The sequence below is a fragment of the Cylindrospermum stagnale PCC 7417 genome (assembly GCF_000317535.1).
GTDB classification, from domain to species: Bacteria; Cyanobacteriota; Cyanobacteriia; order Cyanobacteriales; family Nostocaceae; genus Cylindrospermum; species Cylindrospermum stagnale.
The window spans coordinates 5,514,584-5,536,035 of the sequence record NC_019757.1; the positions used below are offsets into that span (position 1 = coordinate 5,514,584).

The 21,452-nt window shown below is 43.6% G+C and carries 18 protein-coding genes and 1 tRNA gene; 7 read left to right on the plus strand and 12 right to left on the minus strand.

Annotated elements, in window-relative coordinates; genetic code table 11:
• Window position 1 precedes the first annotated feature (1 nt).
• The 3 genes from CYLST_RS23085 to CYLST_RS23095 form a co-directional block, all read right to left on the minus strand.
• Window positions 2-817 carry a Tic22 family protein gene (locus CYLST_RS23085; protein WP_015210157.1) on the minus strand — a complete coding sequence of 272 codons (816 nt, stop codon included), beginning with the start codon at window positions 815-817 and terminating at the stop codon, window positions 2-4.
• Window positions 818-1,274: 457 nt separating this feature from the next.
• A tRNA-Pro gene (locus tag CYLST_RS23090) sits at window positions 1,275-1,348 on the minus strand.
• 315 nt (window positions 1,349-1,663) lie between these two features.
• Complete coding sequence (locus CYLST_RS23095) at window positions 1,664-2,215, minus strand: GNAT family N-acetyltransferase (RefSeq protein ID WP_015210158.1); 552 nt, start codon at window positions 2,213-2,215, stop codon at window positions 1,664-1,666.
• A 1,330-nt stretch (window positions 2,216-3,545) separates the two neighbouring features.
• Between CYLST_RS23095 and CYLST_RS23100 the strand changes: the two genes are divergently transcribed.
• The 3 genes from CYLST_RS23100 to CYLST_RS23110 all read left to right on the plus strand — a co-directional run bounded on the left by CYLST_RS23100 (window position 3,546) and on the right by CYLST_RS23110 (window position 6,272).
• Entirely contained in the window at window positions 3,546-4,313 is a 768-nt protein-coding gene (locus CYLST_RS23100; RefSeq protein WP_041233230.1) for a transposase, read from the plus strand.
• Window positions 4,314-4,402: 89 nt separating this feature from the next.
• Window positions 4,403-5,122 carry a hypothetical protein gene (locus tag CYLST_RS23105; RefSeq protein ID WP_015210160.1) on the plus strand — a complete coding sequence of 240 codons (720 nt, stop codon included), beginning with the start codon at window positions 4,403-4,405 and terminating at the stop codon, window positions 5,120-5,122.
• Between the two features lie 235 nt (window positions 5,123-5,357).
• Entirely contained in the window at window positions 5,358-6,272 is a 915-nt protein-coding gene (locus CYLST_RS23110) for an alpha/beta fold hydrolase (protein WP_015210161.1), read from the plus strand.
• Between the two features lie 27 nt (window positions 6,273-6,299).
• Here CYLST_RS23110 and tsaD read toward each other — a convergent pair whose 3' ends face one another.
• Window positions 6,300-7,343, minus strand: a complete 1,044-nt coding sequence (gene tsaD / locus CYLST_RS23115; RefSeq protein ID WP_015210162.1) for a tRNA (adenosine(37)-N6)-threonylcarbamoyltransferase complex transferase subunit TsaD — start codon at window positions 7,341-7,343, stop codon at window positions 6,300-6,302.
• 188 nt (window positions 7,344-7,531) lie between these two features.
• Here tsaD and CYLST_RS23120 point away from each other — a divergent pair, with 188 nt between their 5' ends.
• The 3 genes from CYLST_RS23120 to CYLST_RS23130 all read left to right on the plus strand — a co-directional run bounded on the left by CYLST_RS23120 (window position 7,532) and on the right by CYLST_RS23130 (window position 8,998).
• Entirely contained in the window at window positions 7,532-8,026 is a 495-nt protein-coding gene (locus CYLST_RS23120) for a photosystem I reaction centre subunit III (protein ID WP_015210163.1), read from the plus strand.
• A gap of 39 nt (window positions 8,027-8,065) precedes the next feature.
• Window positions 8,066-8,215: a photosystem I reaction center subunit IX gene (psaJ, locus tag CYLST_RS23125; RefSeq protein WP_015210164.1), complete on the plus strand. Its 150-nt coding sequence runs from the start codon at window positions 8,066-8,068 to the stop codon at window positions 8,213-8,215.
• A gap of 261 nt (window positions 8,216-8,476) precedes the next feature.
• A complete protein-coding gene (locus tag CYLST_RS23130) occupies window positions 8,477-8,998 on the plus strand; it encodes a photosystem I reaction center protein subunit XI (RefSeq protein WP_015210165.1) in 522 nt (173 codons plus the stop codon).
• A 217-nt stretch (window positions 8,999-9,215) separates the two neighbouring features.
• Here the strand turns inward: CYLST_RS23130 and CYLST_RS23135 are convergent, their stop codons facing one another.
• From CYLST_RS23135 to hetZ, 7 genes are all read right to left on the minus strand, one after another.
• Window positions 9,216-10,733 (minus strand): RNA-dependent DNA polymerase, encoded by a 1,518-nt coding sequence (locus tag CYLST_RS23135; protein WP_015210166.1) that lies wholly within the window; start codon window positions 10,731-10,733, stop codon window positions 9,216-9,218.
• Between the two features lie 935 nt (window positions 10,734-11,668).
• Window positions 11,669-12,268: a guanylate kinase gene (gmk, locus tag CYLST_RS23140; RefSeq protein ID WP_041233231.1), complete on the minus strand. Its 600-nt coding sequence runs from the start codon at window positions 12,266-12,268 to the stop codon at window positions 11,669-11,671.
• Between the two features lie 250 nt (window positions 12,269-12,518).
• Window positions 12,519-12,785, minus strand: coding sequence for an extracellular matrix/biofilm regulator RemA (gene remA, locus CYLST_RS23145; RefSeq protein ID WP_041233849.1), 267 nt, complete (start codon window positions 12,783-12,785; stop codon window positions 12,519-12,521).
• A gap of 370 nt (window positions 12,786-13,155) precedes the next feature.
• On the minus strand, window positions 13,156-13,581 hold the full coding sequence (locus CYLST_RS23150; RefSeq protein ID WP_015210169.1) for a DUF6464 family protein: 426 nt from the start codon (window positions 13,579-13,581) through the stop codon (window positions 13,156-13,158).
• 142 nt (window positions 13,582-13,723) lie between these two features.
• Complete coding sequence (locus tag CYLST_RS23155; RefSeq protein ID WP_172642167.1) at window positions 13,724-16,054, minus strand: transglutaminase TgpA family protein; 2,331 nt, start codon at window positions 16,052-16,054, stop codon at window positions 13,724-13,726.
• A gap of 280 nt (window positions 16,055-16,334) precedes the next feature.
• Window positions 16,335-17,315, minus strand: a complete 981-nt coding sequence (locus CYLST_RS23160; protein ID WP_015210171.1) for a hypothetical protein — start codon at window positions 17,313-17,315, stop codon at window positions 16,335-16,337.
• Window positions 17,308-18,498 (minus strand): heterocyst differentiation protein HetZ, encoded by a 1,191-nt coding sequence (hetZ, locus tag CYLST_RS23165; RefSeq protein WP_015210172.1) that lies wholly within the window; start codon window positions 18,496-18,498, stop codon window positions 17,308-17,310. Before hetZ ends, CYLST_RS23160 begins: the two co-directional genes overlap by 8 nt.
• Window positions 18,499-18,698: 200 nt before the next feature.
• On the opposite strand from hetZ, the gene CYLST_RS23170 reads away from it, so the two are divergent.
• Window positions 18,699-19,172 (plus strand): hypothetical protein, encoded by a 474-nt coding sequence (locus CYLST_RS23170; RefSeq protein WP_015210173.1) that lies wholly within the window; start codon window positions 18,699-18,701, stop codon window positions 19,170-19,172.
• A 107-nt stretch (window positions 19,173-19,279) separates the two neighbouring features.
• On the opposite strand, the gene sds is transcribed toward CYLST_RS23170, so the two are convergent.
• Complete coding sequence (sds, locus tag CYLST_RS23175) at window positions 19,280-20,251, minus strand: solanesyl diphosphate synthase (RefSeq protein ID WP_015210174.1); 972 nt, start codon at window positions 20,249-20,251, stop codon at window positions 19,280-19,282.
• Window positions 20,252-21,452 lie beyond the last annotated feature (1,201 nt).

The window sequence follows — 21,452 nt, forward strand, 5'->3', positions numbered from 1 at the left end:
CTTAACGTTGGAGCTTCTTAGGCTGTGAAGCACCAGGAGCTTTGGGCGCGTTATCCCTAGGCAGCGTCTTGATATATTCTCTAGACTCTGGAGATGGCACTAAGAGAACTTGGGTCAGCCACGAATCGTTTTTACTCTGTAAGGTTTTAATCACCCCATCTACGTCTATTACTTGAATATCAGCCTTAGGATACTTTGGCTTCACCTGGTTCAATAAACCTTGTGCATCTTGCTTACTGAGAAATAGCGGAATAAGTTGCTGTTTGTCAGATGTCATTTGAATTGGTACATACCCCTGTTCTGGTGCAAATCTGACAGCAAAAACAGGCACACTCTTAAACTGATCTACCTTTTGACCACTTTGGCGCAGCAACGCCAAAGCCCCCTGAATCTCTTGCTCCACAGGTTTAAAGGCAAATACAAGACGATTTGGTTGGTTTTTGGTTTCTTGCAATTGCTGATAAATTATCCCTAGAGGCACTGCTGTTACTTGTAGACTTTTCACCACTTCATCCAGCTTTGGGTCTTTGCCTTTTGTATTCCGCAGCTCAGTTATAAAAGCTTGAGCCTCTTGCCGACTCATATACACTCCTGTCACCGAACCACCACCTTTTTGCCCATTTTGACCATCAGGCAGAGCACGACTTAAGGGTAACCCTTTGTCGTTAGTAATCAAATACACTGGTACGGCGTCTAATTTATCTTTTATTTGTTGTTCTGACAATGCCAGCACTGGGAAATTTACGCCAAAAACCGTTAAGAGCAAAGTACTCCCCACTAAACCCAATGTTGCGCCCCAGCGAACCAATGATTTCATGACTGCTCCTCGCGTCAATAATTCAATTAACTCAGACAATCAGACAAATGGTAGGATTTGCACAGCACCAACTAGTTTTAGTTATATAGCAATCCATTTGAGTTGTAAAAAACCCATAACGACTATTGACTGTTAACCGTCAACGGTCATAGTATCGCCGTCACCAATGACTGGTTAAAGCTGCTTTTTCCGGCATTTGCCTTGCTATTCACTACAAAATACTTTATGTGCCTGCTGTATGTCTTCTCAAGTGGCGGAAAATTTCCCCGACCCTTGAGCTAAACAATGTCATTTTATGCTTTTTTTCATTTATGGGTGACGCTATTACTGAATTAATCGTTCCTAGTGCCATTAATTAATTGAATATCCACTTAAGTCTAGGCAAAACTAAACTGCTAGAGTACCTTACTGCTGGGTAAAGAAACACCAAGTCAGTTTATAGAGTTTGTATTTAAAATCGGGATGACAGGATTTGAACCTGCGACATCCTGCTCCCAAAGCAGGCGCGCTACCAAGCTGCGCTACATCCCGGATAAAATGATCTACTAACGGTGGTTTAGTTTTAGCTGCACACAAAAGCAGTTAGGCTTTTCCGAAGTATTAACCTGATTATATCACATAGTAAGGCTTATTGCTAACTTATTTGAGAATTTGCTTTTGACGAGACTAGCTGCGTCTTAGCAAGAATAGAAGCTATAAGATTTTTTGCCGACTTGGTTTTACCAGGCAGATGGCTGCTAGACAGTCGGCGAACCTTCTTTAAAGCACCTTAAACACAGTAGACTCCAATCATCATAGCTGATTTTTTCGTAGCCAGCTGTTTTCTTGAGATTTCTGATTGCGGATTTAGTGAGGATACCAAAACATCCCTTTAATACCTTCAGGATCGGACATGAACCCCATAGTTCGGTAGAAATCGACAACGTGGGGATCGGCGAAGAGAGTGACATTGCTAATCTCTTCGCTCCTCAGTTTTTTGAGGACGTATTTCATCAATGACTTGCCCAACCCTTGACCTTGAAAGTCTGGGTGAACTACCACATCCCAAATAGTGGCATTAAATGCATGATCTGAGGTAGCACGGGCAAAACCAATCAGCCGCTTTTGGTTTCCTCGCACTTGCCACATTGAGGCGACGAGGAAACTATGCTCAATGGCTTTTTTTACTTTTCTCAGAGGACGACGCGACCAACCGACTGCATCACAGAGTTCTTCTAATTCATACAGATCGATATCTCGCTCCGTACTGAAAACGATGCGAGCCTCCTTTGGAGTAGCTTCGCTAAAGCTACTAGGGACGGAGTTGCCCAATACTTCTGCTGTATGCTCTTCAAAGGGGTCTGTTTTAGTCGTCGCTACAGCTTCAGGCGTACTAAACCAAGTTTTCCAAAAACCCATGCCAACGTGGTTCGGGTAATATAACTGAATTAATTCTCACTAAGAGTGAGTGTAGACTCACCTTTGGCATTCCCCTGATTAGAGATCAAGGGATTCTTGGTTTTACGAGACTGGTTGCTTTGACAGGATGTATCCTACCAAATTGGATGCCTGTTCTCTACACCAGTTGCGTTAATTTGGGTATTGCCTGCCTAACGCACTGGCTCCCAAGCGTAAGTTCCGACGTGCCCCGTCGTACTCGTACCAATTAGTTTTTTTGCGTTTGTTCAGTTTCAGAGGCTACTCAATCGTAAGATTGGTTTACGCAGTATTTCCACGGTCGAAATACTTTTGCTGTTGCCTACTTATCCTTATATCAAACTATGTTAACACAAACAAGGCAGGATAAATCCTGCTGATCCTTTTCATCCCCTGGTTGAAACCAGTGGTTTTCAAGCTACTTTCTCATAACACAGCTATTTCCATTTGCTACCCCTCACACTTAAAATTTTTTGAGCGTTTTCAGTATTGGCGATGGTAACAGCCAGTTATGGCGTGTTTCACACCTATCATTTTCAACTGGATACAACATACTACATTAAGAGGGATTCTGCTTTGCCAAAATCTGAAAAGTCGATTTATTTTCGGGTAACAGAAGCAGAAAAAGAATTGTTATAGCCATATGGTGAGTAAGATAGCAGAACTCAAACTGACGTTTTGCGGGAGTTGATTGGAGCATGGTGGCCGATGTGTTATTTTTCATCGCACCCCTAGAGAATACCACAACCGGAAATTATGTTGTATTTCTAGTTGTAGCTGGTGAGATATAAAATTTCCCGCCCTATTTGTAAAGACTAGGGTAATTTTCCCAAAACGGCAGGATATGAAAGTCTATTAGTAGTGCGAAACTTTATCAATTCTAAATTAAAGCATATTTCAGGTATATTCTTTTATAGAAACAAAAATTTCTGAGCCATGCAAAAAAGCACATCAAAATAATTTACCAAACAGATTAGTGATGGTGGAAAGACTGCAAATTGCCTCATCCTGGAGGTCAAGTTTAGTTTGGTACAGTTATCTGTAGATGACAAGCCAGATTTATTTAATTGATGCCAGACTTGGTGGCACTTGCTATGTCTTTATCTCCAACGCTTTACAGGCAATCCAGAGCCAAACGCCGCATTTTTTTAATTCGCCATTTATGCCTAGTTAAAAACAAATATTTTAACTACAAAGATATTCAAACCTTATTTCAAAACAGCTCGTTTAATAAAGCTTTGCCATTAATATTTGTTTGGCAAATTTTAATAATTTCATTTTCCCGGCTAAAATTATTTTTTAGAGCAATAAAATGGACTGGATTAAGTTATTGCATTCTATTATTGTAGCGGTTATTTATGAACAAGCATCCAACCAAAATAATTTGAATTTGAACGCCATTGCCAATTTGGGAATTGGACTTGATAATCTGGTCATAATCACATCTATTCAAGCCAAGACACAACCACTTTTGCTAAATCCTAGACCATTAAAGTCTGTTCATCAATTATTTAACAAACAAATAGCTAAACGCCAAGATAAAACACCTAATTTTTACACCAGAAAAATCCCACAACTTTGTACCAATTCTAAACCTAAAATGAATGATTATCTTGACAAAAATAGCCGATTCATTATTGAGTACTTAGTTGTTAGCAATATCAGCATACTAGTAATTGGTAAAAAATTCAACTGCATACCAAAAATTAATCTTGGCAGTCGGAATGACCAAAATTTTGTGCAGGTGCTGCCAGCCGGATTTGTGGATTTTATTGCTTATAAAGCGGGAGGGGAGAGGGTTAATTTTATTCAACAAGAGGAGTCATCCACTTTTCACTCTAATTTTTGTGTGGTGATGGCATTCCAGTTTATAATTTCAAAGCCAAAGCTGAATATCAATTCAGCAACCAGCAAATTTCCCCTTGAACTGTACTGTTATGCTTGTGGTGTAGTTCTCTTGATCCACGTGAATGGGTTTTGCAACATTATGAAAAGGGCAATCCCTAATGCTTTTGCAAAGGGGATAGGGGCTGTTGTAGTTCAACAAATCCGAATCACTCCGGGTCAACTCGTAGCGTGACTATATTTGACTATGCTACTTGACTTGGAACTACGTAACACCATTTTTAGCTTTAATTTTAACAAAGCAAGGGAGTTTTACCCCCAACGATGGCTTCTGGTTTAAAATCTTCGACACTGGAACTCCTAAAGCGCTTTAACCGAGCGTTTCCACAGTTTTATGAACAATTTGTTAGCAGCGAGATACAACTGCAAAATTTACGATTAGCCTACCGTCTCTATAAAACCAGACGCGCTGTGATTGAGCTGAAATCAGAAGGTAATAAAAGTGCGCTGCATTTTGCCTACCGTAACCAGTCTTTTCTCCTCAGCGATATTTTTGGTGTGCTGGCAGCTTACGGGTTGACTATCCACGGACTAAGTCTATACGGTCAGATCCGTCCGCCAATGTTAGTTTTTATTAAACTGCTGGTGTCTCGTGGCAGCAAAGCCCTGACCGAGAAAACCGCAGAAAACGTCTGCCGCGCTATTCGTGAGGCTTTAGGAGGGCGGTTTGAGGTGGAGGAAATGCTGGCGGTAGAATTCAACCTTGATGCTGGCTTAGAGCAGGTACAAACCGAGTTCTATGTTGATCCGGTTTTTCATCTCCCGGCCTTAGTGGTTGAAGCCGATAATCAACCGGGATTATTTTACAAAGTGATGTACGCCATCTGGCAGGAAGACTTGCTGGTTGTCAATGCCAATTTACTGGTTTGGCGCGGACGCACAAGGTTGATTCTCTACCTGTTAGGACCGAATGAAAGCCTTATTCCTGAATATCTCGGTCACAAAATTGCTGAAGGGGTGCGACAGAGGTTACTAGACCGATGAGTATAATCACATCTTGCGCCAAGAAAAATTGCTCAAATTTAATCAGTATTAATCCTAAAACCCTAATTTAGCGATAAAACCCAAGTAAAGTGATGTAGCTCTATTGCACCGCTTTTAAGCCTAACGTTGTTTATACGGTTAGATGCAAGATTTGAGTATAGGGATTTCAAAATTTTGAAATCATGACTTAAGTGCAGTTTTTAATCGCACCCGCCCTAGAGGGTACGATATAAGTATGGCAACCATAGAAATCTTGGGAGTTCCACACGCATACGAGCTAACGGCTCCCACGTCCTATCCCCATGCTTTAGTGTTTATCCACGGTTGGCTCAATAGCCGTGGATACTGGCAACCTGTAATTTCCCGCCTATCCGTTGATTTACAGTGTCTGTCTTATGATTTGCGGGGTTTTGGTGAATCCCAGTCACAGATACAAACTTCTTTGAGCCTTACTACTACTAACTATGGTTCGGTTGACTCTTACTTAGATTCTCTTTATACTCCATCTGCTTATGCTCAGGATTTAGCAGTCCTGCTGGAACAGATGAATATTACCAGTGCTTGGCTCATTGGTCACTCCTTGGGAGGTACTATTGCCCTCTGGGGAGCTGCTCAACTACCTGAGTGTGTTAAGGGAGTAATTTGTATAAATGCAGGCGGTGGTATTTATCTCAAAGAAGCTTTTGAGCAGTTTCGCTCGGCAGGGCAGAAATTTTTACAAGTCCGCCCGCGTTGGCTGTCTCAAGTACCTTTGATTGATTTACTGTTTACTAGAGCGAGTGTGGCACGTCCGCTAGATCGCTATTGGGCACGTCAGAGGGTAATTGATTTCGTTGTTGCTGACCCAGAAGCTGCTCTCTTAACGCTGTTAGACTCGACGACGGAGGAAGAAATCAACCGGTTACCCCAGTTGGTATCCCAACTTAAGCAGCCAGTTTATTTTTTGACTGGTACTGACGATAAGGTTATGGAACCCAAGTATGTTCGGCATTTAGCTAGTTTTCATCCACTTTTCCAATACACTGGCGACAATGTAATTGAAATCCCTAATTGTGGGCATTTGGCAATGTTAGAGCAGCCAGACGCTGTGGCTAATCACATCCGGTCAATAGTGGCTCGCTACGCTCCAATTGAAAATTCAAAAATTTGATTCTTCCTAACAGAATTTTGAATTGATTTATTGTTGATATAACTTCATCACCTGGGTCAACGCTAGTCTCGATTCAACGCCTAGGGTGAGGGGGGATGTGTGACCACGGGATAGATGGTCAGCAGCGGTACAGCCAATCATTGCGGCGTTATCGGTACAGAATTTCAGGGGGGGGAAGAGGACGCGTAGGTTGTGCCGGGCTGCTGCTGCTTGTAAGTGTTTTCTTAGGCCAGTGTTAGCTGCTACGCCTCCACCTACAGCGATCGTGTCTAGACCATAGTCGAGTGCACAGGCGATCGCTTTTTTGGTGAGCGATCGCGCTACAGTTTCTTGAAAACTAGCCGCCACATCTGCCACTGGTATTTGAGAGCCATCTTTCTCTAACTGCTGCACTAAACGCAACACCGCCGTCTTTAACCCACTAAAACTGCCATCATAGGGGTGATATCCCCCACCTGGTAGGGAAATTTTCCCTTCTGGCAAGGCAAAGGCTTGGGGGTTTCCTGTTTGTGCCAGCTTGTCAATTATCGGCCCACCGGGATAACCCAACTTTAATAACCGCGCCACCTTATCAAAGGCTTCACCTGCCGCATCATCACGGGTTTCGCCTAAAGTTTCGTAGATACCACAATCTTTGACGTAAATCAAGCTTGTATGTCCGCCGGAAACTAGTAAGCTAAGGAAAGGGGGATCTAAAGTTGGCTCACTCAAGTAAGTCGCATAGATATGACCTTCGAGGTGATGAACTCCCAAAAATGCTTTATTGTGTACCATCGCCAAGGTTTTGGCAGCAGTTAAACCCACCAAAAGCGCCCCTACGAGTCCCGGCGCACAAGTGGCGGCAATACCATCAATTTGATCCCAGTCTATATGGCTCTGCTCCAAAGCTGCGGCGATCGCTTCGTTGATCGTTTCCAAATGCTGGCGGGAAGCTACCTCTGGCACTACCCCGCCATACTGTTGATGGACTGGAATTTGTGAGGCTACAATACTGCTGCAAACGTGACGATTCTTAACAATTGCGACGGCAGTTTCATCACAGCTGGTTTCGATTGCTAAAACGGTTGCCATAAAGAGTGCTGATTGCTGAGTTCTGGATAGGGGACTTGTTTGAGAAGCTTTAACTTTTATTTACTTAAACTTTACTCGGTTCCCGCCCAAGAGTATGATTACTTGCTAGTTATGCAAATAAACCTTGTACAAGCCGCTTCGTTTTGTACATAGAAACTTTCTGTTTTGTAATAAAAGGAAACAACTCCATGCGACGATTGTTTGCTTTGATTTTAGCGATTTGTCTTTGGTTCAATTTTGCTCCACCAGCAAAAGCTTTAGGTGCTAACCTAGTACCCTGCAAAGACTCTCCCGCATTTCAAGAGCTAGCGAAAAATGCCCGTAACACCACCGCCGACCCTGAATCCGGGAGAAAACGGTTTGAGCGTTATTCTCAGGCCCTGTGTGGTCCTGAAGGTTACCCCCACTTGATTGTGGATGGTCGCCTTGACCGTGCTGGTGACTTCCTGATTCCCAGTATTCTCTTCCTCTATATTGCTGGTTGGATTGGTTGGGTCGGTCGCGCCTACCTGCAAGCCATTAAAAAAGGCCCCGATACCGAACAAAAAGAAATCCAAATCGATCTTGGCTTGGCACTACCTATCATCGCCACAGGCTTTGCTTGGCCAGCGGCAGCAGTTAAAGAGTTTCTCTCTGGCGAATTAACTGCCAAGGATTCAGAAATAACTGTTTCCCCACGCTAATTGCGATTCACTCATTCACTTGTTTAGGAGACTAAATTCATGGCGGACAAAAGCGACCAATCATCCTACTTGATTAAATTTATTTCCACAGCGCCTGTGGCAGCTACCCTCTGGCTGACAATCACAGCCGGGATTTTGATTGAATTTAACCGCTTTTTCCCCGACTTACTTTTCCACCCACTACCGTAAGTTAAAGGCGGGATTGACAAAATTTGAATGTGTTAGGTTTTGCCTAAGATCGTGCAGTTGGGTAGCTCGACCTAGTTAGGTAAAACTATCACTCAAATAGTTTTTGAAACTCGCGATGCTGGAAACAGCTGGCGAGTTTCATACTTTTTAAAGCAGCTAAATTAATTTTTCTAAACTTCCTAGCTAAAAGTCTACTTTACCTACAATTATTATAGGAAAGTAGCAAATCATCCGTTCTAAATTTAGAGGCGAAGATAAATTATGGCGCAATCAGTAAATGCATCCAAGAATCTCCCTAGCGATCCGAGAAATAGAGAGGCTGCTTTTCCCGCAGGACGCGATCCCCAGAAAGGTGACCTGGAAACCCCAATTAATTCTTCTCCCTTAATCAAGTGGTTCATTAATAACTTACCCGCTTATCGCCCAGGTCTTAATCCTGGTAGACGTGGGCTAGAAGTTGGTATGGCTCATGGTTACTTGCTATTTGGGCCCTTCTCCAAGTTGGGACCTCTACGGGAGGCATCTAATGCTAACTTAGCTGGGTTACTGGCAAGCATAGGCTTGGTTGTGATTCTCACCGCCTGTCTATCCCTATATGCCAACAGCAATCCTCCCAAAGCACTTCCCAGTGTTACTGTGCCTAACCCGCCAACTGATGCTTTTAACTCCAAAGAAAGCTGGAATAACTTTGCCAGTGCTTTCTTGATTGGTGGCATTGGTGGTGCAGTAGTCGCTTACTTTGTGACTAGTAATTTGGGACTGATTCAAGGTCTATTGGGTTAATTTAATTTTTGGTAATTGCTACTTTGTCAGTTGTCAGTGGTAATCAGAAAAACAACTGGTGGATGACAACTAATAACTGACAGTGGTGATTACCAAAAGTAATTCTTGGGTCATATAACAAATTGGGGTTCAGTTAGGTCGAGGGGGAGTATTATCTCCCGCCCCTCCCAATTAGAACCGGACGTGCAACTTTCGCTACATCCGGCTCCCGACAATCTTAAGTATCCTTTTTGCTCATGTGAATATATTGGTGACAGGATTGATGCACTGCCATCATATTTTTGGGTTTCCAGTTATTGTGGTTGCCATCAATGTGATGGAGGTGTATATTTTCACCGTCTATGAACCGAAGACCGCAACACCCACACTTATGGTCTTGCTTGATTAAAACTTTGGCTGTTATCCCGTCGTAGTGTTTGGATTCTCTTTTACTCCAGTAAACAATATCACCATTAAATGGGGAAGCATCCCCCTTAACCATGATGTGTTTGTTTTCTGAATATGAAACTGCTGGGAATGCTTTATCTATTAAAGCATCCGTTTGATGGCGGTTAAGTTTGGGTTCTTTATTAAAGACATTCCATGTTCTCAAACGGGTAAACCACAATGAGAATCTTGAACCATCCATCTTACAGTAACGGTGGTAGTTTCTCCATCCCCTAATTATGGATGCAAGTTTTTCAGCTTTAACTACAGCACCATAATTCGAGTTGTTGACTATGGCTTTAACTTTCTTACGAAACGCTAAATAGTTATCCTCTGAGGGGGTACATCTAAACTTTCCGTTTTTTTGGACTTTAAATTGCCAACCTAGAAAATTAAATCCGTTAGTCGCGGAGACAAATCGGGTCTTCGCTGTCTTAATATTTAGACCCCTAACACGCAAGAATTCTATAATTCCATCAAAGACTTTTGCTTGGTTGTCGCCTTTCTTAAAAATATAAACCATGTCATCTGCGTATCTCACAGATTTATGTATGGCTTCTATTCCATGTAGGGCAATGTTGGCAAGCACTGGGCTGCACACGCCACCTTGAGGTGTACCTTGTTCAGGGAATTCAGGATTAACCCCTACTTTCAGGCATTTCCATAGTCCCAATTTTACACAAGATGGTGCTATTACTTGGGACATGAGGTGATTGTGGCTGATGCGGTCGAAACATTTTTCAATATCCATTTCTAGGATTATTTTGTCCTTACCGTGAGACTGTGACCTCAAATTATCAAATAGATATTTCTGAGCATCATGGGTCGAGCGACCAGGACGGAACCCGTAGGAACGTTCATGGAAAATTGCTTCGTGTGCAGGTTCAATGGTGTATTTGATAATACATTGCCATGCTCTATCCGCGATGGTGGGAACCTTAAGTATTCTTTTGGTTCCGTCCTTTTTAGGAATAGGTATCTCTCTTAGCTTACTGTGAGTCCAGGTTTTGACCTGTTCTTTTAGTAGGCTATCGAGTTTAAACCGTTCCTTATAGGTTAGAGATGCTTTACCATCGACCCCGGCAGTTTTCTTGCCAAGATTAAGCTGAGTCACTTGACGAATTGCTAGTAATCTTGCACTTCGGGACTTCAGTATCAGCTTTTGAAGACTGTTGGCTCGTTTCCTATCACCAACTCGAACCGCTTTCCACAAACGACATTGGAGGCGAAAGAGGTTTTTGCGGAGTTTCTTCCACGGTAAACTCTTCCAAAGTTCACTATCACTATTACTAGTAATGTGTCTAACCATACTCACCTTTGTAATATGTGTTCTGATTGCCTCGAAGCAATTACGCTTCGTCTTACCCGATGGCAGGAATTCCGCGTCTCGTCTCGCCTACAGGGGTTTCGACCTATCCCCTGACTTGACCATCGTTTTTATTCGTTCCGACCCGTGGATTGTGATGATGTTTTAGGACAGACCAGTTCGCCTATACCCTTCTCGGAGATTGCATCTAGGTCGGCTGTCTGATGCGAGAGTTGTGGGTATAAAGTCGGCATTGTTTTATCCAGGTTACCGCTTCGTATTAAGACGTTTTTCTAGGTCTAGTTTATCCATGACATCTCCCCATTAGCGCCAGTGTGGCTACCTGCTTTGATTTTCCTCTGATTGCGCCCTGCTTCCAGCTTCACTCTGTAGGATTCCGAGCCTACTCGGTGTGGACAGGTAAGGAGTCAACTGTCTCCTCAGTGGTGGGACTTACACCCACATCCATTGGTCAGTTATAAACATTTTGGAGGTATTACCTCCGCGTGTTCACACAAGGTTATGTATTTACCTTGTAACGAATCGCACAGCCGGGATACGCGCAAAATAGGACACGTTGTAAATAAATATTACAGAGCGTGTTTTATTGATTTACTAACTTGCCCATAAATGAGATTGGGGCAATCAAAATTTTGCACGGTAAAATCAACTTTTCACCCCTTTCAGTGCCTCAAGCTTGCCCATAAATAATCTATACAGAGAGCATCAAAATCACGGGGGCAACAACGGTAAATCAATTGTTCTGAGCATTAATTTTACAAAACTTTACAACGAATCGCACTTCCAGGTATCCCGGCTGTACCCCAAATTGACACTCTACCCCAAATACACAAAAGACACACAGAAAGAGCGATGATTTTCCTGTATGTCTTTTGTATTGTTTTTCTGAAAATGGGTGTGTCGTTAAAAGTGCTAAATTATCCAAATAAAGCTGCTTCGATGTCATTGAGAGCGGTTTCAAAATCGTCATTCACGATTTGAATATCAAATTCATCTGCGGCTTCAATTTCTGCTTGGGCGCGGCGCAGACGACGAGCGATCGCATCTTCAGAGTCCTGGGCGCGGCCGCGTATCCGGTTCTCCAATTCTGGAAATGAAGGTGGCAAAATAAAAATGCTGAGGGCGCTCGGAAATGTTGCGCGAATTTGTCTTGCTCCTTCTAGCTCAATTTCCAGCACTACCAACTTACCGGATCGAATGTGGTCAAGCACAACTTCACGGGGAGTGCCATAATAGTTACCAGCAAATTCGGCCCATTCCAAAAATTCACCTTGAGCGACCAGTTGTTCAAACTTGTTGCGGCTGATAAAGTAATAGCTTTTGCCGTTAATTTCCCCTAAACGAGGAGAACGAGTCGTCACGGATACGGAATAATACAGTTCCGGATGACGCCGTAGAAGCGCTTGCATTAAAGTGCCTTTGCCAACCCCACTAGGGCCGGTTAAAACGATTAGCCTGCCTTGAGGCGGGCATTCTTTGGTAGTAGCACCACTCTGGATGGGTAAAACTTGCATCATCCGTTAAACTTGTGAATTAATCAATAGACATGATTCATTAGTCTGGTATTCGTTGCTAGAGCAACCTTTGACTAAGAAATTTGTAGCACGAGTGACAGAAAACTTGTCTAATTCACATGGTACGGCCGATATGGTGCAAATAGGGTGAGGCTATTAACTCTCTTCTTGGGATAGGTTATATTGTTTCAAATTGATGAAACAGTCTAACCGCGAATATGCCCAATCCAAAATTGGTATAACCCACTCCTAGTCAATTATCTACAGTCTGATGTTCGCGGGAAATCACGAAGCGATTCGCTACCGTTTCCGGCTGAATCGCTGAGAGAATTACATGACTGGAATCTGTGATAATTACAGCCCTAGTCCGGCGACCATAAGTTGCATCAATCAGTTGACCTCTGTCCCGTGCATCGGTAATGATCCGCTTAATCGGAGCAGACTCTGGACTGACAATGGCAACTACTCGGTTAGCAGACACGATGTTGCCAAAACCGATGTTGATTAACTGAATGTCCATAAATAAACTGACGCCAAACGCGGTATGAGAAGCTGATAACAAACTTATTCCCATGTTATCTTCAAAAAATGGGAGTTACAACGCTTCTGCTCTCGCCAGCCTGTGTTTTTTAATAACAACTGCTTTTTTTTAGCTCTTTATCAGCCAAATATCCTGAAAATCTGCCCAGAGATATAGGCAAATTTATGCCAATAGAATTATTTAAGGTTCTAAAAAATTGTTGATCAGGATGTTAGGGTTTAATACCGCTACCCTACGGGAACGCCAGGTACGTCTACACGCGGCTTGTGTTTCAGTCGGGGTTTAAATCCCCTGATGTAACAGTATTCACTTCGTGACCCTACGCGAACAATTTTTAATTTTTAATTGTTTAAGCCTGAGTTTCGTAATGCTTGCAGCCTTTGCATGGGCCCTCTGGATTAACAGCGCACCGCAGGTATTTTGATTGGGCGTTGTTTATACAGCTTGCCTCCCCTATTACCTCGTCTCTAGTATCGTGCCTTGCTGTAATTTCTTCAATTGATATACTGCCAAGATGGGCGATTACAGCAGAGGTAAATATTGCATCTGCGGTTGGTACTTCCTGTTCTATCCAAGGGCGTCCCCGAAAATTTCTTAATCTATCGAGGAGAGCTTTCCTTCTTTGTCGACTGCGCCAATTGTTAATAGCTAAGTAGAAAAGAGCAACAGCAGTTAACAGCCCAAGTAAAGTCCAAAATCCGCCATAGGTAAACATCACAAATACGCCAGGGGCTATCACTGCTAGATGCAAAGCCATTAACACGTCAATTTTCATAGCGCTTGTAAACACCAAATCGGGCTAGGTCGTCTTGTTTGAGATTCCTAGAACAGCATTGGGGAAAAACTTTTAATCCAAAATTGGGATGACAATTATGAGTGAGCATTGGGATACTCGCCAGTAGACTGTAATTAACTCATCAGTGTGGGCGATCGCTCTTTCTCTGTTTCAATTCTTGCCATTTTTGCCGCAACTGTTTCCAGTTAGGAGTATCACCACCATAACGCCAGCTAACATAAGCTTGACAAATCTCATCGATCACCTGAGCAGTTGCTGGAGAATGGTGCTGATATGAAACTCTGCCATACTCTAGGGGTGTCTGGGCTGGATGCTTGCCCAAACCTTTTTTAGCTGTCCATTGGAGCATTTGTTGATAAAGGCTTTCCATGGGTGGTAATTTATGCAACCAACGACGATTGAGCCAAGAGAGCCACTGCACCCAAAAGAGCCAACAGAAGAAAGAGGCTGTAGTTGCTAAGATTAAGCCAGTCAATATCCCTAGCCAACCTTGAGAAAATAAAGCTAAAAACCAAGCGATCGCGCTGGTGATCCAACTAAATATTGCCCCAAACACATTATTTAGCAACCCAGTCACAGGAGAGGGTAACCACCCGGCTACCCAGTGCCAAAAGGAGCGCAAAACGCTAAAAGTCTGAGTTTCCTCAATTGAGGGGGGAATTAGGGGATGGTTGGGAATGGGGTCAAAGGTAAACCAGCCATGTTTGGGGAAATAAACTTCCGTCATCGCATAGGCATCAGTGTTACGAACGATATACATCCCCGTGAAGGGATTAAACTCCCCCGGAGCAAAGCCGGCCACCAAGCGTGCGGGGATGCCAATGGAACGCAGCATCACCGTCAGGACTGTAGAGAAGTGGTCTGGATAGCCGCCTTTGTTTTTAAACAAGAAAGCCGCTACCAAGTCTTCTTTTTCATCTAAATAAGGCAGTCCGAAGGGATTTTCAGGGATAGAGTAGTTTTGCTTTAGGTACTGAGCCAGGTAGAGAGCTTTTTCATAGGGTGAATCTAGGCTTTTATTGTCCAAAGACCTGGAAACTCGTTCCTGATTGTAATCGGCGAGGATTTTTTCGGTGCGTTGCCGGACTTTCTCGGCGATTTCCGGAGGGATGTTTAGGTAATACTTTTGAATATGTGACGGATATTTAGTAGCAGCTTTTCCTAACGCAGTGCGATCGCGGTATGGGACTGCGGAAACCACCGTGTATGTCAAATTTTCTGATAACTCTACAGGCGATCGCAAACCGTTTTCTTTATCCACAGCGATCACTGGTGTGGGGAAATAAATTTCCTTGGGATCAGCCATAGCGGGAATCAGGTTAGGTAAATCCGCCACTACTGTGTAAGTTTGGATTATCTCTTTAGTTTTCCCAGTAATTGCCTGTGGGGTGAGAAAAATCTGGTAAGACCAAGGCGATCGTCTAAAGGTTGTCACCTCTTCATTCCGAGAAATTTCCCAACCCTTACCCGTATATTTATCAAAGGCCAGCACTCGCCAAAAACCCTCAGCTTGCGATCGCACCCGCATCACCACCTTGGGTTTCATTTCCCCCCGCAGGTTTTGGTTCATCTGGCTATTAAAACCGTAATAAAAGCTATCATCAACTTTTCCCGGTTGACCATTACGGCCTTTTCCCGTAACATTGCCTTGATTATTCCCATTACCTTGGCGAACATAACCAGGATTAATAATGCTGCGCCCTGTAAAACTACCTTTGACATTAATAGGAGAACTTACAGGAAATGTCCGTAGCTGATAGCCAGGAAACCGAGGCATAACAGCAAAAATTAAGAGTCCCAGCCCCAAAATCAGCAAAAAACTTTGAATTAAAAATTTAAAATTAAGGCTTGAGGAATTCTGCTTGTTGAATTTTTCTTTTTTAAAGCTTAATTGTTTTAAGCCCAAGCGTGAGCGGTAGTCTAAAACTAAAGTTGGTAGTGCGATCGCTAAAAATAACAGCAACACAGGTGCAAAAGACAAAGTTTGACTCAATGTTGCCGCCACACCTAATAATATCAACCCAATGACAATGGAATAACCCAAGTCTTTGCGGCGGGGTGTATCAAAGCTGTGCAGTACCTGGAGTTGAATTAATAATTCTGCCAAACTCAACCGCGTATCATTCAACTCCCCCAGCAACCTGCCAAATAGAGCACCCAGTGCTACTAACATTCCAATAGCGATGCAGAACTTAACTGGAATATTAGGATTTTGGCGACTGTAGTTAGCCCAAATTGCACCCACCATACTCGACGGCACCGCCCAAAGACTGAATCTAGTGTCGGCAGCAATATCCGTCGCCACAATTCCCAAAATTACCAACGCTAGCACGAGCACCCGTAAGGCAATTGAATCTTCCACTTCCGCCATTGGCGAACCCTGCATATTTTGCCGCCAGTAAATACCTACAGGCAGACGCCAAAACCGATTTATCCTGGATAAATTAAACATCTTGAAGTAAGCCAAGCCATGATGTAGACGCCACGGACACAATGCTGGGGATGGAAAAAATCACCCTGTCTTCAGCAGTAGCCACCCCTATCCTAGCTTTAGACACCCTTAGGGAATCTAAGGGAATCTACCCATCTTGTGCAAGTGTCCACAGGAAAACCTACTTCTCATAGACGCTCTAATGATTGCTTGTTGAACATAGGATAAGCTTCAAAACCAGGAAAATTAAATTCATGTATTGGCGTTTATTAACCTAGAGTGCTAGCGCTGGTAATTTAAATTACATCGTGGGACTAATCACAAATAACAATGGCTGTTGGCATAGGTCTGGAAATTCAACCTCCAGAGTATAAGTCTGGTCAAGTTTCCCGGAGCATAATTCTACACTTAGGCTTCCCGGACTCGAAGATTGTGCCATTGCTTGGGAGCCATTTCCCCGAAGCTTCAAAATCCCTTTAGTGGGTAACTCACCCTCAACACTTAACTTCGTCAACTGACCCAGAGATTCGAGTTCTACCCTGATGCTAAGATTACCTGCACTCGTTAGCCATTGTCTTGCTACCACTGGATGGGTGAATGAAATTGGCAGAGTCAGATTATCCAGCAGTTGTTTAGCTGCTAGTAACGACAACGCCATTTGTTGACGTGATCCCAAATCTGAGTAATCACTCTGAATATTGGGGATTTTATCCAGGGTATCCACAGACCGATAGGTGCTTCTGAGCACCAATCCAGCTAAGTCATTGATTGTCTGGGAATCATTAGGGAAAAAGCTCTCCACCACCTGAACTAGTTTTGCCCCTAGGGGTAGTGAAGAAGTCAGTAACACCTGACACTTTTCTAGTAATTGGCAGAAAATTTTCTCCGGTAAATGAACTGGCAGATTGAGCTTCGCTTGCTGTGCCATCCACCCCCAGGCAGGAACTAAGGCAATCGATGGCTCATTAACAAACTCAGGATAGTCTATTAATTCTGATTCCCAAGGGAATAAAGGCGGGTGGTTTTGGTTTTGGATTTGTAACCGACGCTTAAGGACGGCTTGGAAACGTTCTTGCACAGTAGGAATTTCTCCTAGTTGAAAGGTTTGGGGTTTCCCGGACAACTCTTGCTCACCACTTTTTGGCGCAGCGGCTTCCTTGAGCGGGTTTTCTACCCCGTCAATCTCCTCACACTCCACCGAGGAATGCTCGCCTGTTCTGACATCATCTGCCAACAACGAATCGAGTAATTGGTGTTGTAAGGATTCTGAGTCACTATTCATGAGTAGATGCACCTGATCCGGACACTAATGAGTTACGAATTTCCCAAGCTTGTTCAAGGATTTTAAACCAGCGTTTTTGAAGTTGTGACATGGACAACCCTAAAGTTTTGGCAATTTTTTCGTCCACTAATCCTTGTTGCTTTAACTCCAGTAAAGACCGCTGTTTATCGTCCAACTGGGCTGTGTACGCCAGCCATTGTTGGGGAGTCAAGCCTAAATTTGTGGGTAAAGAAGCTTCCAACCACTCGTGAACCAATTCCCAGCGATGCAACAAGGCAAATCGAATTAAATGATACTTAAAGCGCTGCTGCAAGTAATCCCTCTGACGAGGTGTTAAACCCAAAATCTGCTCAATTTCCGGCGCTGAGAGATCCTGAAGGCGGAGAGAGAAGTAATCAGCACAGTCCGATTGTTGTCGTTGCTCTAGATAATTCATTAATTCCGTAATCACAACCGAGCGCAGGGTGTCTTCTTCTGGTTCTGGTCCTGGTTGCATCGCCATCGCCGAGCGCAATTGCTGCACAGCTGGCTCTTCCCAAGCACCGTCAGCTTCGTTGCTGCTGCCTTCAGCAGCTTGTTCTATGTCTACGCTGGTTTCTGGGGGTTGCTGTTGGGAAAAGGTCTGTGCTCGCAGGATAATTAGCTGCTGCTGGCGTCCTGGTAAGGGAATCCGTCGCTTACCATAGCGCTCGGTAAATGCCATGTACTCAGCTAATTCCAGAAGGCTTTGGGGGCGATAGGTGGGATCTAATTGGTTTTCTCGCCGGCAAGCATTCAATGCCTCCAGATAAAAACTCTGGAGGAAATCTTCGATGATCGTTAGCCGCCCTTGATAGCTCAATTGCTTCTGAGGAGGATTAATGTATCGATAAATGATTGCACTCAGCGTACTGTGTAATTCTACTCTGCCCCGATTTGAACCCAACTGATAGTATCTGAGACATTGTTGCAGCCGATGCCGGGCTAGGGAGATTGCCGAGCTTTCTATCGCACCGGAAGCTTGGATACGTTTACTCTCATTGCAAATCCGGTGTACTTCGGCGGCAATTCTTGTGGCCACATCTTGGCAATTCTGTTCCGAAGCTTTGGTTGATTGCTGAAGCTCCTTAAATATGAGTTGAAATATCACCTCCACGCCAATAGAATTTTCTCCCTGAATAGTTGCGGTTGCGGCTGAATTCATAGTCTCAATTTTAAAAAGACCCTAACATACTTAAACACAACCTGTAGTACCGTGGGTATGGGATTGATGGGTTTTGCATATAAGCTAAACGCAGGCCGATCCTGTGTTGAGGATGTGGCTAAAAAAGTTATTCCCAACTAGGCGTGGGATTGTTCGTACTTATATTGTGTCCATTGCCCAGGAATCGGTTACAAGTCATTATGGATTTAGAAACACAAATTCAATTGTTGATTGACAATGCACCCCATGATGGTATTACACCACAACTTATTGCAGCAATCGCACCTGCTCTGAGCGCGATCGCCCAAAAGTTACGTTACAAGCAGTACTATATCCTTCAAAACTTGCAGTCAGATTGGGTTTTAACGACATTGAGCCACCGTAAAAATCCCAGATTAGCGAAGCGCGTGATTTACGCTTTTCCTACCTTACAAGATGCCTCACTCTCCTCTAATGCTGGGCTTGATCCTCAAGTAGTAGCTACAGCCATTTTTGTGACTCACATTTTGTTTCAACTGGCGGCTTTAGAACCAGTAGATAGTATAGTTTTTTTTGAAACTCCTGGTACGACTACCAACGCCATCGAAGTGCGGCGATCTGACCTACAAAACCAGATGCAACAAACTTTGCAAAAACACCGCCCTCATAAGCAGATACCTCCTGATATCGCTTGAGGGTAATCGGGAAAAAGGCTTCGCCGTGAGCCTCAGCCGAACGGTAATCGGGAAAAAGGTAATTGTCTAAGAGAAAAAACTATTACCCATTACCCATTACCCAACCCCTAATAAAGCCGACTCAGTACATAATCAGCTATGTTAATCAATGCTTGTTGCGACTCTGAGGGTGGCAAAGTCTCAATATGCTCTGCCGCTAACTTAGCATGGTGAGCAGCTAGTTCTCTAGCCCGTTGTATACCTTGACTATCTTGAATCAGTACCAGCGCCTGCTCTAAATCTCCTTCTTGGGCAAACTCCCGTTCAATCAGCACTTCTAAGTATGGTTTTTCGCCCAAAGCAAATAACACTGGTGCAGTGAGATTGCCACTTTTGAGATCCGATCCTGCTGGTTTACCCAAGGTATCTGTAGAGCTGGTGAAATCTAAAATATCATCCACAATCTGGAATGCTAGACCAAGGTGCCGACCGTAGTTATACAAATGATCAGCGGTTTCTGGGGAAACTTCACTGAGTAATCCAGCTGCTTTAGAACTGTTAGCAATTAACGAAGCTGTTTTGTAATAGCTTTTTTTGAGGTAAGTCTCAGTTGAGACGCTGCTATCAAAGCGATTCAGTCCTTGCTGGATCTCGCCAGCTGCTAGATCCATAATCACTTCCGAAAGCAGTTTGACCACCTCCAAATTATCCAGATTTGCCAAATACCAGGACGATTGGGCAAAGAGAAAATCTCCTGCGAGTACGGCAATGCGGTTACCGAACAAACTATGCACTGTAGGAACACCACGTCGCACGTTTGACTCGTCTACCACATCGTCATGCACCAAGCTAGCTGTGTGGATCATTTCCGTAATCTCTGCTAATCGTCGATGACGGGGCGTAATTTCTTGGTCTAGGATGCTTGCTCGCGATATTAGCAGGACAATTGCCGGTCTGATGCGCTTTCCCCCAGCTCCGAATAAATGTTCGGCTGCTGCATAGAGGATGGGGTGGCGATTTCCAACTAGCTGTTTCAGGTTATCTGCTAGTATTCGCAGGTCTGCTTCCACAGGGGTAAACAGGGAGGTGGCTGGGGTCATGGATGGGCGGACTCTGGCTTAGGTTACGAAAGTTTACATATCCTATACCCATTTTAAGATAACCCAGTGCCAGCGGAAAGTTTTCCTCAGGGAATCCGATGCTCATTGTCTGTAAAAACTAGGGAAAATGGCTGTAACCGTTAATTTTAGCGAATAAGTGCGTTACCAAAGCCAAAAAATCCAGGCGGTGGTTATGTTTTTGAGCAATGTGCTAGCACTCCAACGCCTCGCTTTTAGACAAATGTGGGCTGCTGACGAGCTAAGGCACTTACCAATAATAAAATGCTGTTAGCCGGCGCTCTGGACTAAAGAGCGAAAGCGCCTAAATTCTTGGGTTTTCCCAAAATATATTTGTTCCAGCTGGGCATTTTATTTTTTGACCCGGACTAAACAGTAATTGGAGCAGTTTCTCAAGCTAGCTTTGCTGAGGATGGAGTTTTGCTCAGGATCACAAATATGTTCCTGTGTCTAAATATCTTTTCAGGAGTTTTGCACTGTATGTCATTTCAATATCCCCTGGCATGTATTATCTGTCTTCTCAAGAAGTAAGCAATAAAAGATACTGTATTTTTGACCGTATAAAGACAGAGGTCTAGTCCTTAAGCTTACTTACACATATTCCCTTTAGTCTTCTATCATGGAGATATTTCTTGTTTGGGTAAGAAATTTATTGATGGCAATAGGCTTGATACGTGACCTTGAACACAACACCTGAAAATACCTCTTCTTCCTTACCCAGTCACTATTACACATGAGCTATTTTCAGGTAGGACTAATTGATCCCAGCCTTGTATATAGCCAGCTAAAAAATTTTAAATTTAGTCGAGAAGTTAGCTTAAAAGTCAGGGTCGTTGTGTTACGCTAAAATCTAGGGATTTTAAATTTTTCAGGTATTCACCCCCCAAAAGTAAAACATCGCTAGGTGATTTTACTCAGTGTGGTTGTGAGTCTAAAATAACAAGTCGCTGATGGCATCAAGGAGATTAACCCTTGAGTTGATTCTGCGACATATAAACCTTCTATTTTGGAGCTATGTGCTACCCTGACGGGAAGCCGCTACACGTATTCAGCGCACGTAAAGCGCCAGCGTAGCTCCCAATTTAGTGGTGTGAGCGTCAGTAACGCAGACTAGGTAGACTGCTGAGGAGTGCAGTTGTAATTTGCTGTTTGGCAATTTAACTGCTGTCGGATGTATGGTCTG

Excerpts from the sequence above, each read along its gene's own strand:
- CYLST_RS23085 (WP_015210157.1), bottom strand. The coding sequence starts at position 817 with ATGAAATCATTGGTTCGCTGGGGCGCAACATTGGGTTTAGTGGGGAGT.
- CYLST_RS23095 (WP_015210158.1), bottom strand. The coding sequence starts at position 2,215 with ATGGGTTTTTGGAAAACTTGGTTTAGTACGCCTGAAGCTGTAGCGACG.
- CYLST_RS23100 (WP_041233230.1), top strand. The coding sequence starts at position 3,546 with ATGGACTGGATTAAGTTATTGCATTCTATTATTGTAGCGGTTATTTAT.
- CYLST_RS23105 (WP_015210160.1), top strand. The coding sequence starts at position 4,403 with ATGGCTTCTGGTTTAAAATCTTCGACACTGGAACTCCTAAAGCGCTTT.
- CYLST_RS23110 (WP_015210161.1), top strand. The coding sequence starts at position 5,358 with ATGGCAACCATAGAAATCTTGGGAGTTCCACACGCATACGAGCTAACG.
- tsaD (WP_015210162.1), bottom strand. The coding sequence starts at position 7,343 with ATGGCAACCGTTTTAGCAATCGAAACCAGCTGTGATGAAACTGCCGTC.
- CYLST_RS23120 (WP_015210163.1), top strand. The coding sequence starts at position 7,532 with ATGCGACGATTGTTTGCTTTGATTTTAGCGATTTGTCTTTGGTTCAAT.
- psaJ (WP_015210164.1), top strand. The coding sequence starts at position 8,066 with ATGGCGGACAAAAGCGACCAATCATCCTACTTGATTAAATTTATTTCC.
- CYLST_RS23130 (WP_015210165.1), top strand. The coding sequence starts at position 8,477 with ATGGCGCAATCAGTAAATGCATCCAAGAATCTCCCTAGCGATCCGAGA.
- CYLST_RS23135 (WP_015210166.1), bottom strand. The coding sequence starts at position 10,733 with ATGGTTAGACACATTACTAGTAATAGTGATAGTGAACTTTGGAAGAGT.
- gmk (WP_041233231.1), bottom strand. The coding sequence starts at position 12,268 with ATGATGCAAGTTTTACCCATCCAGAGTGGTGCTACTACCAAAGAATGC.
- remA (WP_041233849.1), bottom strand. The coding sequence starts at position 12,785 with ATGGACATTCAGTTAATCAACATCGGTTTTGGCAACATCGTGTCTGCT.
- CYLST_RS23150 (WP_015210169.1), bottom strand. The coding sequence starts at position 13,581 with ATGAAAATTGACGTGTTAATGGCTTTGCATCTAGCAGTGATAGCCCCT.
- CYLST_RS23155 (WP_172642167.1), bottom strand. The coding sequence starts at position 16,054 with ATGTTTAATTTATCCAGGATAAATCGGTTTTGGCGTCTGCCTGTAGGT.
- CYLST_RS23160 (WP_015210171.1), bottom strand. The coding sequence starts at position 17,315 with ATGAATAGTGACTCAGAATCCTTACAACACCAATTACTCGATTCGTTG.
- hetZ (WP_015210172.1), bottom strand. The coding sequence starts at position 18,498 with ATGAATTCAGCCGCAACCGCAACTATTCAGGGAGAAAATTCTATTGGC.
- CYLST_RS23170 (WP_015210173.1), top strand. The coding sequence starts at position 18,699 with ATGGATTTAGAAACACAAATTCAATTGTTGATTGACAATGCACCCCAT.
- sds (WP_015210174.1), bottom strand. The coding sequence starts at position 20,251 with ATGACCCCAGCCACCTCCCTGTTTACCCCTGTGGAAGCAGACCTGCGA.